The organism is Amnibacterium soli (assembly GCF_039544415.1).
Classification (GTDB): domain Bacteria; phylum Actinomycetota; class Actinomycetes; order Actinomycetales; family Microbacteriaceae; genus Amnibacterium; species Amnibacterium soli.
The window spans coordinates 36219-48129 of sequence record NZ_BAABLP010000001.1; the positions used below are offsets into that span (position 1 = coordinate 36219).

The 11911-nt window shown below is 75.4% G+C and carries 16 protein-coding genes; 10 read left to right on the top strand and 6 right to left on the bottom strand.

Annotated features, from left to right (window positions below; translation table 11 throughout):
- Positions 1-47 precede the first annotated feature (47 nt).
- Positions 48-437, bottom strand: a complete 390-nt coding sequence (locus ABEA53_RS00165; RefSeq protein ID WP_345478859.1) for a VOC family protein — start codon at positions 435-437, stop codon at positions 48-50.
- Between the two features lie 63 nt (positions 438-500).
- Here ABEA53_RS00165 and ABEA53_RS00170 point away from each other — a divergent pair, with 63 nt between their 5' ends.
- The 3 genes from ABEA53_RS00170 to ABEA53_RS00180 are packed head-to-tail and all read left to right on the top strand — an operon-like array spanning position 501 to position 3725.
- Complete coding sequence (locus ABEA53_RS00170) at positions 501-1898, top strand: adenosylhomocysteinase (protein ID WP_345478860.1); 1398 nt, start codon at positions 501-503, stop codon at positions 1896-1898.
- A gap of 52 nt (positions 1899-1950) precedes the next feature.
- On the top strand, positions 1951-3261 hold the full coding sequence (locus tag ABEA53_RS00175; protein WP_345478861.1) for an amidohydrolase family protein: 1311 nt from the start codon (positions 1951-1953) through the stop codon (positions 3259-3261).
- Positions 3258-3725 carry a cupin domain-containing protein gene (locus ABEA53_RS00180; protein WP_345478862.1) on the top strand — a complete coding sequence of 156 codons (468 nt, stop codon included), beginning with the start codon at positions 3258-3260 and terminating at the stop codon, positions 3723-3725. The genes ABEA53_RS00175 and ABEA53_RS00180 overlap by 4 nt, the downstream gene beginning before the upstream one ends.
- A 78-nt stretch (positions 3726-3803) precedes the next feature.
- Here the strand turns inward: ABEA53_RS00180 and ABEA53_RS00185 are convergent, their stop codons facing one another.
- A complete protein-coding gene (locus ABEA53_RS00185) occupies positions 3804-4589 on the bottom strand; it encodes an alpha/beta fold hydrolase (protein WP_345478863.1) in 786 nt (261 codons plus the stop codon).
- Between the two features lie 44 nt (positions 4590-4633).
- On the opposite strand from ABEA53_RS00185, the gene ABEA53_RS00190 reads away from it, so the two are divergent.
- Positions 4634-5059, top strand: coding sequence for a MarR family winged helix-turn-helix transcriptional regulator (locus tag ABEA53_RS00190; RefSeq protein ID WP_345478864.1), 426 nt, complete (start codon positions 4634-4636; stop codon positions 5057-5059).
- Between the two features lie 6 nt (positions 5060-5065).
- On the opposite strand, the gene ABEA53_RS00195 is transcribed toward ABEA53_RS00190, so the two are convergent.
- Positions 5066-5944 carry a LysR substrate-binding domain-containing protein gene (locus ABEA53_RS00195; RefSeq protein WP_345478865.1) on the bottom strand — a complete coding sequence of 293 codons (879 nt, stop codon included), beginning with the start codon at positions 5942-5944 and terminating at the stop codon, positions 5066-5068.
- A gap of 100 nt (positions 5945-6044) precedes the next feature.
- Here ABEA53_RS00195 and ABEA53_RS00200 point away from each other — a divergent pair, with 100 nt between their 5' ends.
- Positions 6045-7328, top strand: coding sequence for an MFS transporter (locus tag ABEA53_RS00200; protein WP_345478866.1), 1284 nt, complete (start codon positions 6045-6047; stop codon positions 7326-7328).
- Between the two features lie 2 nt (positions 7329-7330).
- On the opposite strand, the gene ABEA53_RS00205 is transcribed toward ABEA53_RS00200, so the two are convergent.
- Entirely contained in the window at positions 7331-7720 is a 390-nt protein-coding gene (locus ABEA53_RS00205) for a hypothetical protein (RefSeq protein ID WP_345478868.1), read from the bottom strand.
- Positions 7721-7958: 238 nt separating this feature from the next.
- Here ABEA53_RS00205 and ABEA53_RS00210 point away from each other — a divergent pair, with 238 nt between their 5' ends.
- From ABEA53_RS00210 to ABEA53_RS00225, 4 genes are read left to right on the top strand one after another with little or no spacing between them, the layout of a single operon-like run.
- Positions 7959-8822 (top strand): ABC transporter substrate-binding protein, encoded by an 864-nt coding sequence (locus ABEA53_RS00210; protein WP_345478870.1) that lies wholly within the window; start codon positions 7959-7961, stop codon positions 8820-8822.
- Positions 8819-9484: an amino acid ABC transporter permease gene (locus ABEA53_RS00215; RefSeq protein WP_345478872.1), complete on the top strand. Its 666-nt coding sequence runs from the start codon at positions 8819-8821 to the stop codon at positions 9482-9484. The genes ABEA53_RS00210 and ABEA53_RS00215 overlap by 4 nt, the downstream gene beginning before the upstream one ends.
- A complete protein-coding gene (locus ABEA53_RS00220; RefSeq protein ID WP_345478873.1) occupies positions 9463-9669 on the top strand; it encodes a hypothetical protein in 207 nt (68 codons plus the stop codon). Before ABEA53_RS00215 ends, ABEA53_RS00220 begins: the two co-directional genes overlap by 22 nt.
- Positions 9666-10409: an amino acid ABC transporter ATP-binding protein gene (locus ABEA53_RS00225; RefSeq protein ID WP_345478874.1), complete on the top strand. Its 744-nt coding sequence runs from the start codon at positions 9666-9668 to the stop codon at positions 10407-10409. The genes ABEA53_RS00220 and ABEA53_RS00225 overlap by 4 nt, the downstream gene beginning before the upstream one ends.
- Positions 10410-10430: 21 nt before the next feature.
- Here ABEA53_RS00225 and ABEA53_RS00230 read toward each other — a convergent pair whose 3' ends face one another.
- Positions 10431-10712: a thioredoxin family protein gene (locus ABEA53_RS00230; RefSeq protein WP_345478875.1), complete on the bottom strand. Its 282-nt coding sequence runs from the start codon at positions 10710-10712 to the stop codon at positions 10431-10433.
- A gap of 44 nt (positions 10713-10756) precedes the next feature.
- Entirely contained in the window at positions 10757-11053 is a 297-nt protein-coding gene (locus ABEA53_RS00235; RefSeq protein ID WP_345478876.1) for a DUF503 domain-containing protein, read from the bottom strand.
- Between the two features lie 40 nt (positions 11054-11093).
- Here ABEA53_RS00235 and ABEA53_RS00240 point away from each other — a divergent pair, with 40 nt between their 5' ends.
- The gene (locus tag ABEA53_RS00240) at positions 11094-11906 is read left to right on the top strand and encodes a class I SAM-dependent methyltransferase (protein WP_345478877.1); all 813 of its coding nucleotides are present in this window, start codon (positions 11094-11096) and stop codon (positions 11904-11906) included.
- The last annotated feature ends 5 nt before the right edge of the window (positions 11907-11911 follow it).

The following is an 11911-nucleotide window of genomic DNA, read 5'->3' on the forward strand; positions in this document are numbered from 1 at the left end:
GCCGGTCAGGCGCCCGATCCCGGATGACGCCGCGGGACGGGCCGGAGTCAGCCGACGGTCTGCACGAGCTGGAGCAGGTTGCCGCACGTGTCGTCGAGGACGGCGGTGATCACCGGCCCCATCGGCGTCGGCGGCTGCGTGAACACGACTCCGGCGGCGATCAGCCGCTCGTGCTCGGCCCGCACGTCGTCGACGCCGAGCTGCAGGAAGGGGATGCCGTCCGCGGCGAGCGCGCTCGTGAAGGGCCGCACGGCGGGGTGCGCCTTCGGCTCGAGCAGCAGCTGCACGCCGTCCGGCGCCTCCGGCGACACCACCGTGAGCCAGCGGAACTCGCCTAGGGACACGTCGGCGGCGACCGTGAAGCCGAGGACGCCCGTGTAGAACTCGAGCGCGCGCTGCTGGTCGTCGACGAACACGCTGACCGTCTGGACCCTCATGCCTCCAGCCTCCTCACCTCGGGCGGCGGGAGCAACGGCCGGGCGCGGAACTAGGCTGCGGACGTGCCGGGGCGACGCGTCGAGGGGTCCCCGGTCGCACCGCTCGCGGCCTTCTCCGCCGCCACGAACCTCGGGATCGCGGGCCGCGTCTTCCGCCTCGATCCCGGCCTCCGCGACCCGGACGCCGTGCGCGCGCTGCTCGCCGGCTTCGGCGGTCGCGAGGTCGACGACGCCGACGCGGTCCTGCTCGGCGGGCGGGTCGACGTGGACGCGTCCGCAGGGGCGCGCATCGCCCGCGCCCGCGGCGGCATGACCGCCACCGCGGCGGCGGCCGGGGCGCTCGGCGACCTGGTCGACGGGCTGCGGATCGGGATCTCGATGGTGCTCGAGCCGAAGACGGCGGTGCTCGCGCTGCTGCTCGCGGAGGCGGGGGCCGAGGTCGCCGTGTTCGCCTTCGCCGCGGAGACGGACGACGCGGTAGCCGCTGCGCTCGCGGATCGCGGCGTCGCCGTGCACGCCTCGGCGTCCGCGGCGCCGGAGGAGGAGCGGCGGCACGCGCTCGCCCTGCTCGACCGCCGCCCGCAGCTGCTGCTCGACGACGGCGCCCACGTGATCCGCCTCGCGCACGCGCAGCGGCCGGACGTGGTCGCCGGGCTGATCGGCGCCGCGGAGGAGACGACCAGCGGCGTGCGGCCCCTGCGCGCGATGGCCGCGGACGGCGCGCTCGCCGTGCCCGTGGTCGCGGCGAACGACGCGGTCACGAAGACCTGGTTCGACAACCGGCACGGCACGGGGGAGACCTGCGTGCTCGCGATCGTCCGCGCCCTCGACGACGACCTGTCCGCCTCCCGCGCCGTCGTGGTCGGCTTCGGTCCGGTGGGGGAGGGGGTCGCGGCGCGCCTGCGGGTGCTCGGCGCGGCCGTGACCGTCGTCGACCTCGACCCGCGGCGCGAGCTCGCGGCGCGGTTCGCCGGCTTCCGGACGACGCCGGTGCTCGAGGCGGTGACGGACGCCGACCTCGTCGTGTCGGCGACGGGCGTCGCGCGGACGATCGATCCGGCGGTCCTCGCCGCCTGCCGCGAGGACGCGGTGGTCGCGGTGGCGGGCGGGGCGCCGGAGGAGGTGCTGCCGTCCACCGCCACCCGCCGGGAGCCGGTCGCGCCGCACGTCGAGCGCCTCCACCTGCCCGCCGGGGGCTCGGTGCGGCTGCTCGCCGGCGGCGACTGCGTCAACATCGTGGCCGGCGAGGGCAACCCGATCGACGTGATGGACCTGTCGTTCGCGGTGCAGGTCGCGGCGATCCGGCACCTCGTGACGCAGCGGGGCGCCCTGGGCCCCGGCGTGCACGCGCTGCCGGAGGCCGCAGACCGCGGCGCCGCGGCGCTCGCGCTCGGGCGCGAGGCCGGGACCGGGCCCTCCGCCCCGCCGGTGGACTGGTCGCGGACCCGCTTCGACCTCTGAGGGCCGTCCGCCCCTCCTGAGCCCGGCGTCCGGGGTTCTCTAGGCTCGACGCGTGCCCGAGCCGACCGCCCACCCGACGGTCGTCTACTCCGCGGACCTCGTCGTGCCGATGACCGCGCCGCCGATCGCGGACGGCGCCGTCGCCGTGCGCGGCGGCCGCATCGTGCACGTCGGCACGCGCGCGTGGGTGCTCGACCTGCTGCGGGAGGAGCGGGCCGACGCCGCCGAGCGGCACCTCGACGGCGTGCTCACCCCGGGGCTCGTGAACGCCCACACCCACCTGCAGTACACGTCGATGGCGGCGGTCGGCGCGGGCCGGTACGCCGGGTTCGACGACTGGGCGACCGCCTTCTCCGCGGTGTACGACCGCGGCGGGCTCGACTGGGGCGGTGCCGCGGCGGAGGGGGCGCGGGCGCTGCTCGCGGCGGGGGTCACGGTCGCCGCCGACATCGTCACCGACGAGGCGGCGGTGTCCGCGCTCGCCGACGCCGGTCTGCACGGCATCGCCTACTGGGAGGTCATGAACTGGTCGAACGCCGCCTGGCGGCGCGGCGGCCGCGACCGGGTGATCGCCGAGCTCGAGCGGGTGCCGACGACGCCGGGCTCCGGGCTCTCGCCGCACGCCCCGTACTCGCTCGACGCGGAGCCGCTGCTCGACATCCCCGACATCGTGCGGGCGCACGGCGGCCGCCTCCACATCCACCTGGGGGAGTCGCACTTCGAGGGCGCCCGCGCCGGTGCCACGGATCGGCACGCGCCCGATTGGCACTTCGCGGGGGTCGAGAGCTTCCGGGCGCTGCGCGAGAGCGGCTACGGCGCCTCCGCGACGGAGTTCGTGGACCGGCTGGGCGTGCTCGGCCCGGACTGCCACGTCGCGCACGGCGTCTACATGACCGCGGAGGACCGCGCGCTGCTGCGGGCCCGGGGCACCTCCGTCGCGCTCTGCCCGCGCTCGAACGAGGTGATCGGCCTCGAGGCGCCGCCGGTCGCCGCGTACCTGACGGAGGGCAGCCCGATCGCGGTCGGCACCGACTCCCTCTCCTCCAGCCCGTCGCTCGACCCGATGGCCGACGTCGCGGCGCTGGCCCGCATCGCGCGCGAGCAGGGCTACGCGGGCCGCGACCTGCACGAGCGGCTGCTGTCCGCGGCGACGTTCGGCGGGGCGCGGGCCATGGGCATCGACATCGGGCCCGACCGGCTCGGGCACCTCGCCGTCGGCGCGATCGCGGACCTCACCGGGTTCCCGATGCCCGTCGGCCCGGTCGCCGACGCGCTCGCCGACCTCGTGGAGTCCGCGCCCGAGCAGCGGGTGGCCGTGGTGAGCGGCGAGGTCCGCTCGGGGACGCTGGAGGAGGTCGGATGAGCGGGAGCGCTCGCGCGGTGCGCCGCGCCGTCGACGGCACGGTGCTCGAGGAGCTCGACGTGCCGCCCCGCGCTGCGGCGCTGCGGCTCGAGCCGCACCCGGAGGGCGGCTGGTACCGGCGCACCTGGGCCTCGCCCGCCTCGGTGACGACGCCCGCCGGCGCACGGCCCGCGGCGACGATGATCCTGTTCCTGCTGCCGCCCGGCGAGGCGTCCGCGTGGCACACGGTCACGTCGGACGAGATCTGGCTGTGGCACGGCCCCGACCCGGTGGTGCTGGAGCTCGGCGGCACCGGCGAGCGGCCCGAGCCGGCGCAGCGCATCGAGCTCGGCCCCGAGACCGCGCAGGGCCTCGTGCCCGCCGGCGCCTGGCAGCGCACGCTGCCCTCGACCGGCGAGGCGCTCGTCAGCTGCGTCGTCTCCCCGGGCTTCGACTTCGCCGACTTCGCCCTCGAGTCGGACTGACCCACCCCCTCCCGCGGGCTGCTCCGGACTCCTGCCGCGCTGACCGGGGCGGAGCGGCGGGGATCCGGAGCACGATCGTCAGCCCGCCTGGAGGACGCGCCCGGTGGCGCCGGGACGCCGGTCCAGGAAGGGGTCGAGCACGGCGGCGGTGCGCTCGGGCTGCTCGAGGTGCGGCAGGTGCCCCGCCTCCGGCACGACCTCGAAGCGGGAGTCGGGGAACGCGGCGAGCATCGCCCGGCCGTAGGCGGGCGTGACGACGCGGTCGCTCGCGCCCCAGACGCCCAGCACCGGCACGCGCACCGCGCCGACGCGGTCGAGCAGCGCCGGGTCGTGCATGTACGGGTCGCCGGCGAGCGCCTGCAGCGCCGCCTGGTTCCGCTGCGCGCCCGCGCGCGCCTCGGCGGGCAGGGCCGCGAGCGTCGCGAGGAAGCGCTGCGGGTCGTGCCAGGAGAACGCGGCGAGGGCCGCCGGGTCGAGGCCGGCGACCTCGCGGATCGGCTCGTCCGGCACGAGGGCGCCGACGGCGTCGATCAGGACGACCCGGTCGAGGCGTCCCTCGTCCGCGTCGAGCACGGCCATCGCGCTCGCGACCCAGCCGCCGATCGAGGACCCGACGACCGCGACGGCCGTGAGGTCCTCCTCCCGCAGCAGCCCGAGGAACGCGGCCGCGACGTCGTCGATCGTCGCGATGCGCGGGTCGCGCGGGGTGCCGTCCCAGCCCGGGATCGTCGGTGCGATCACGCGGTGCCGCTCGGCGAGGCGGGCGACGAGCGGGGCGACGGTGCCGGGGCCGCCGCCGCCGTGCAGCACGAGGGCGGTGGAGCCGGTGTCACCGGCGCGGGCGGTGGTGAGGGAGGAGGTCATCCCGCTATGTAAACACATTTACTCAGCAGCGGTAGGCTGCCCTCGTGGAGGTCGGGACGCGCAGCGACGACGAGGTGCTCGGTCGCGCGATCAAGCAGGTGCAGTGGCGCCACCACCGGACGCTGGACGCGCGGATGCGGGCCATCGGCTCGACGATCGTGCAGTGGGACGTGCTGCGCGCGCTCGAGACGCAGCCCGACGCCTCCGCGCACGACCTCGCGCAGGCGACGTTCCAGAGCGACCAGTCCCTCGGCGTGATGATGCGGGGCATGGAGGCGAAGGGCCTCGTCGAGCGTCGCGCGGGGAAGGGGCGCCGGCTCGAGCACCGGATCACCGAGGCGGGCGCGCGCGTCCTCGAGCAGGGCCACGGGTTCGCGGCCGAGGTGCTGGCGACCTCGTTCGCGGCGCTCGACGACGAGGCGCGCGCGCAGCTGCTCGGCCTGCTCCGCCGGATCGGGGCGGGCGCGTAGGCCGCGTCAGCGCGAGGGGTTGCCCAGCGGCGCCTGCGCCGACAGCGTGGCGCTGCGGATCGCGGTCGTGAGCGACTCGACCGCCTGCTTCGGGGCGGCGGGGTTCGACAGCAGGCGGAAGTCGACCGGCCCGAGGGTCGGCAGGCCGAGCCGCACCTCCACCTTCTGCAGGTCGGAGGGGATCAGCGAGTGCGCGAGCACCGCGATGCCGAGCCCGGCGCGGGTCGCCGCGAGCATCGCGTTGATGTCGCGCACGGTGCACGCGATCCGCCACCGGCGCCCCGCGGCCTCGAGCGCGTCGATCGCCATCTGCCGGGTGAAGCTCGGCGCGCGGTGCACGATCAGGGGCACCTGCTCCTGCTTCAGGAACGGCTCCGCGTCCTCCGCCGCCCACACGAACTGGTCGTGCAGCACGAGCGTGCCCTCGCCGAGCTCGACCGCCGGCTGCTTCACGAACACGAGGTCCAGGTGGCCCGCGGCGAGCCGCCGGGTCAGCACCGAGCTCTGCTCGACCGTCAGCTCCAGGTCCACCTGGGGGTTCAGCCGCCGGAACTGCCGCAGGATCCGCGGCAGCTGCGTGATGGCCAGGTCGTCGGCGGTGCCGAACCGCAGCCGGCCGCGGCTGGGGGAGGAGCGGAAGTAGGACTCCGCATCGGCGTGCGCGCCCAGGATGCGGTGCGCGAAGGACGCGAGCGCCTCGCCCGCCTCCGTCGGCCGCACCCCGCGCGTCTCGCGGATGAACAGCGGCCGCCCGATCTCGTCCTCGAGGCGGCGCATCTGCTGGCTCACGGTCGGCTGGCTGATCCCGAGCTGCTGCGCCGCGACGGTGAAGCTGTGGCCGCCTGCGACGGCGAGGAAGGTGCGCAGGAGGACGGGGTCGTACACGGCGCTCCTCCCGGACCCGAGGCATGCACAGATCCAATGGACGACATCAAAGCACATCACCCGGAGCAATGGGTGGGCCGAACTACCGTAGATCGGGCTCATGTCGCACGCACTTCCCCTGTCCACCCGATTCCCGGCCCTGAGCGGCTTCGCGCCGCTCACCGTGCCCAACTACCGCCGCTTCGCGGGCTCGAACGTGCTCGCGATGAGCGCCACCTGGATGCAGCGCATCGCGCAGGACTGGCTCGTGCTGCAGCTGACGCACAGCGTCGCCGCGGTGGGCGTGACGACGGCGATGCAGTTCGTCCCGTCCATCCTGTTCGGGCTGCACGGCGGCGTCCTGGTCGACCGGTTCCGCCGGCGCCGGGTCCTGATGGTCACGCAGTCGCTGGTCGGGCTCTTCAGCCTGCTGCTCGCGGTCGTCGCCCTGACCGGCACCGCGACCGTGTGGCTGGTGTGGGCGGCCGCCTTCGCGATCGGCTGCGTCACGGTCGTGGACAACCCGAGCCGGCAGGTCTTCGTCAACGAGCTCGTCGGCCGCGACCACCTGAAGAACGCGCTCAACCTGAACGCCGCCATCTTCCAGCTCGGGGCCTTCATCGGCCCGGCCGTCGCCGGCGGGCTGATCGGCGCGGTCGGCGGCGGGTGGGCGTTCCTCATCAACGCCGCCGCCTGCTGCGTCACCGTGTTCATGCTCAGCCGGCTCGACGCCGAGCAGCTCGTGCCGGCACCCGCGCCGCAGCGGCGGCCGCACGCGCTGCGCGAAGGGCTCGCCTTCGTGCTGCGCACCCCGGCGATCCGCTACTCGATCGTCATGCTCGCGGTGCTCAGCGTGTTCACGCTCACGATGCCCGTGCTGCTGGCGGCGTTCGCGACGCAGGTGTTCCACCTCGGCGCCTCGGGCTACGGCCTCTTCAACTCGCTGGTCGCGATCGGCGCGGTCTTCGGGGCGCTCGCCTCCACCCGCATGGTGCACCTGCGGCTGCGCACCGTCGTGCTGTGGGGCACCGCGTGGGCCGCGGTGCTCGCGCTCGCCGCGGTGATGCCCTCGGTGCAGACCTTCGGCGCGGTGCTGGTCGCCACCGGCGTCGGCAGCCAGTTCTTCTTCCAGTCCGGCAACCCGCTGGTGCAGCTGACGGCGACGCCGGAGGTCCGGGGCCGGGTCATGTCCGTCTGGGTGCTCGTGGTGCTCGGCGGCCAGGGGATCGGCGGCCCGATCATGGGCGGCATCGTCGACGCCGTCGGCGCCCGCGGCGGCATGCTGATCGCGGGCGGCGTGCCCGCGGTCGCGGGCGTCGTGCTCTCCGTCCTGCTCGCCCGGCGCGGCTCGTTGAAGCTCGCGGTGTCGGCGCACCGCCCGATGGTGGCGATCACCGCCCGCTGAGCTCAGCCGAGCAGCACCGCCAGCGCCGCGACCGCCATCCCGGCGACGAACACCACCAGGCCGGCGCGGACGCTGACCGACTTGCGCCGCGCCGCCGCCGCCGGGTCGTCCGTGACGACCGGGCCGCCCGCCCACGCGAGGGCGAGCGCGCCGACGACCGCGAGCACCGCGCCGGCCCACCACGCCGGGTCCGCGACCCCTTCGAGCTGATGCGGCCGCCACCCCGACACCAGCAGGCCGGTCAACCCGATGGTCGCGCTGATCGCCGCGGCGGCGGACCACAGCCCGCCGGTGGTCATGATGTGCCGCAGCAGCGCGTCGTCGGCGGCGCTCGCGCCCGGGAACTCGCGCCTGGCGCCGGCCGCGGGCGCCTCGTCGTGCTGCATCGTCATGCTCCGACCCTCTCCGGCGGCGTCTCGACGAGCGCTGGAGAGCAGCCGCGCAACGCCTGGACCGGGTCGCGATGCGCACCGTCGCCCGCGGGTCGTGCACGGATCGTGACGCCGCGAGACGCGGGGGCCGCCGGGTCGACGTCGACCTGCCCGTACGATCGAACGCGTCCGCGCGCCGCTGCGCGCCTCCCGGTCGCGCGCACCCGCTGCCGGGACCCGCCCCCCGCGAAGGATCGCCATGCCCCTGCGCCGCCCCCTGGCCCGCCGCTCCGCCGTCGCCGTGCTCGGCGCCGCCGCGCTGCTCGCGCTCAGCGCCTGCAGCGGCACCGCAGCCGCCCCCGCCTCGTCGAGCGCCGCCGGCGCGAGCGGACCGGCTGCGCTGAAGACCGTCACCGCGGGCAAGCTCACGGTCGCGACCGGGCAGCCCGCGTACTCCCCGTGGGTGGAGGACGACGAGCCGGAGTCGGGCAAGGGCTTCGAGTCGGCCGTCACCTACGCGGTCGCGAAGCAGCTCGGCTACGCGAAGGGCGACGTCGTCTGGGCGCGCTCGAGCTTCGACTCCGCGGTCACGCCCGGCGCGAAGCCGTGGGACCTGAACATCCAGCAGTTCTCCATCACGGCGGACCGCAGGAAGGCGGTCGACTTCTCCTCGCCGTACTACACGACGACCCAGGCCGTCGTGACGACGAAGGGCTCGAAGGCGGAGGGCGTCTCCACGATCGCCGGGCTCAAGGGCCTGCGCATCGGCGTCGCGACCGGCACCACGAGCTACACCGTCGTGAACACGGAGGTGGGGCAGCCGCGGGTGTTCACCTCGGTCGACGACGCCGTGCAGGCGCTCAAGACCAAGCAGGTCGACGCGGTCGTGACCGACCTGCCCGGCGCCTTCTACATCGCGGGCGCCCAGCTCGACGACGGCGTCGTCACCGGCCAGTTCGCCTCCACCGCCGGCGGCGACCGGTTCGCCTTCGTGCTGCCGAAGGGGTCCGCGCTGACGTCGCCGGTCTCCGCCGCGGTCGACGCGATCACGAAGTCCGGCGAGCTCGAGCGGCTCACGGACAAGTGGCTGTCGTCCGAGGTGGACGTGCCCGTCCTCAAGTGACGCAGCTCCGCACCCCCTCCGCCGTCGAGGTCGAGCGGCGCGCGTACCGGCGCCGCCGCTCGACCCGGTCGGTCGTGGTCGCGGTCCTCTCCTCGCTCGTGGTCGCGGCGGCGGTGTGGCTGCTCGTCGTGAACACGAAGGGCTGGGCGGTCGCGCAGCGCACGTTCTTCGACCCGGCGGAGGCGGCGCGCACGTTCCCTGCGGTGCTGGCCGGCCTGTGGGTCAACGTGTACGTCCTCGTCTTCGCCGCGATCGGCGTCGCGGTGCTCGCCACCCTGCTCGCGGTCGTCCGCACCCTGCGCGGCCCGGTCTTCGCACCCCTCCGGTTCCTCGCCGCGGCCTACACGGACCTGTTCCGCGGGGTGCCGATGATCGTGCTGATCTACCTCGTCGGCTTCGGCGTGCCGGCCCTCGGGGTGCTGCCGCTCGTCGACCCCCGGATCCTCGGCGGGGTCGCGCTCGTGCTCGGCTACTCGGCGTACGTCGCGGAGGTGCTGCGCGCCGGCATCGAGTCGGTGCACCCCTCCCAGCGGCTGGCGGCCCGATCGCTCGGGCTCACGTACGGGCAGACGCTGCGGCTCGTCGTGCTGCCGCAGGGCGTCCGCAGCGTCGTCCGGCGCTCGTCAACGACTTCGTGTCCATGCAGAAGGACGTCGGCCTGATCTCGATCCTCGGGGTGGTGGACGCGATCAGCGCCGCGAACATCGCGAAGGCGGTCTCCTACGACTACACGGCGTTCGTGATCGCGGGCCTGCTCTTCATCCTGCTGAGCCTGCCCTTCATCCGTCTGACGAACCACCTCGAGGCCCGGGCGCGCGCCCGCCAGCAGCAGGGGAGCCTCGTGTGAGCGCGGCGACGGTGCTCGAGACCGAGGGGCTCGTCAAGGCCTTCGGCGACCGGGTGGTCCTCGACCGCCTCGACCTGTCGGTGGACCGGCACGAGGTCGTCGTGCTGATCGGCGCCTCCGGCTCGGGCAAGTCGACCCTGCTGCGCACGATCAACCTGCTCGAGCCGATCGACGACGGCCAGATCCTGCTCGGCGGGGAGGACATCAGCGACCCCCGCGTGGACGCGGACCGCGTCCGGGCCCGCATCGGCGTCGTGTTCCAGCAGTTCAACCTGTTCCCGCACCTCTCGGTGCTCGACAACGTGACGATCGGCGCCCGGCGGGTGCACCGCACCCCGAAGGCGGAGGCGGAGGCGACGGGCCGCCGGCTGCTCGAGCGCGTCGGGCTCGCCGACTTCGCGAAGGCGCACCCCGACCGCCTGTCGGGCGGTCAGCAGCAGCGCGTCGCGATCGTGCGCGCCATCGCGACGAACCCGGAGCTGCTGCTGCTCGACGAGATCACGAGCGCCCTCGATCCGCAGCTCGTCGGGGAGGTGCTCGACCTCGTCGCGGAGCTCAAGGAGCAGGGCTCCACGATCCTCATGACGACCCACGAGATGCGGTTCGCCGAGCACGCGGCGGACCGGGTCGTGTTCCTGAGCGGGGGCCGCATCGCCGAGCAGGGCCCGCCCGCGCAGGTGCTGCGCGATCCGCAGCACGCCGACACCCGCGCCTTCCTGTCCCGGCTCACCGCCCGCTGACCCCGCGCGGGCGCCAGCGGCTCAGACGGCGGGGATGTGCCGCGCGAGCAGCGTGAGCACCTGCGGCGCGGAGGGCACGCCCGCCGCGCGCGCCAGCTCGGTGCCGTCCGCACGGGTCAGCACCGTCGTGGGCGTGGCCGTGATCTCCTGCCGCTCGCTCTCGTCGGGCGCCGCCGCCACGTTCACCTCGCGCAGCACCGCGCGGCCCGGCACCAGCGCGGTCACGTCCTCGAGCACCGAACGGGTGCGGGCGCAGGCACCGCAGAAGCTCGAGCTGTAGAGCGTCAGCACGAGGGGATCCACGCCTGCTGCAGCGTCCGAGGGGGTCGCGCTGTTCCCGGCGGCGCTCAGTCGTCGTCCGAGGAGGTCAGGCCGCGGTGCGCGCTGAGCAGCTGCACCTCGGGCCGCTCGGCGACGAAGCGCTCCACGTCGTCGAGCACCGCCGCGACGTGCGCCGCGTCGCCGGACACGGTCGTGACGCCGATGCGGGTGCGGCGGTGCAGGTCCTGGTCGGCGACCTCCGCGACCGCGACGGGGAAGCCCTTCCACAGCGCGGCGACCAGGGGGCGGACGAGGCTCCGCTTCTCCTTGAGGGAGTGCACGTCGCCGAGGAGGACGTCGAGCTCGAGCCAGCCGATCCACATGGGCGGACCAGCCTGCCACGGCCCGGGCTACCGTCGGTGCGTGGTGGACTGGTCGGGAGCGGAGGCGTACGCCGCCTCGTACGCCCGGCTCTGCGGGGGAGCCGTCGCGCCCCTGCTCGACCTGGTCGAGCGGAGCGGTCCGCGCGGAGGCGTGCTCGCGGACGTCGGCACCGGGCCGGGGACGCTCGCCGCGGCGGCCGAGGCGCGCGGCTGGTCGGTCGAGGCGATCGAGCCGGAGCCGGCGATGCGGCGGCTCGCCGAGCAGCGGCTCGGCCGGAGGGTGCGGGCGGGCGCGCTGCCGGACCTGCCGCTGGCGGACGCCGCGGTGGACGTCGCCGCCGCGGGCTTCGTGGTGAACCACCTCCCGGATCCGCGCGCCGGTGTGCGCGGGCTCGCCCGCGTCGTGCGGCCGGGCGGCGCGGTCGCGGTGTCGATCTGGCCGGGCGGGCCGAACGCGCTGACGCCGCTGTGGGAGCACGTCGTCGCCGCGAGCGGCGCGGTCCAGCCCGGCGGCCTCCGGCTCGACCCCGCGCTCGACTTCGACCGGACGGAGGCGGGGCTGGCCGCGCTGCTGCGGGAGGCGGGGCTCGGCGAGGTCGTCGCCGCGACCGCGCGGTTCGACTGCACCGTCGCACCGGATCCGCTCTGGCGGTCGGTCGAGGCGGGCATCGGCGTGATCGGCACGACGTGGCGGCAGCAGGCGCCGCGGGTCCGCGCCGCGATGCACGACGCGTACCGAGCCGAGACCGCCCGGCTCGCGGTCGACGGCGTGCTGCGGTTCCCCGCGATCGCCCTGCTCGCGATCGGCCGACGCTCGGGCGGCGCCCATGCAGCGCCGATCCCGGGCGCCTAGCGTCG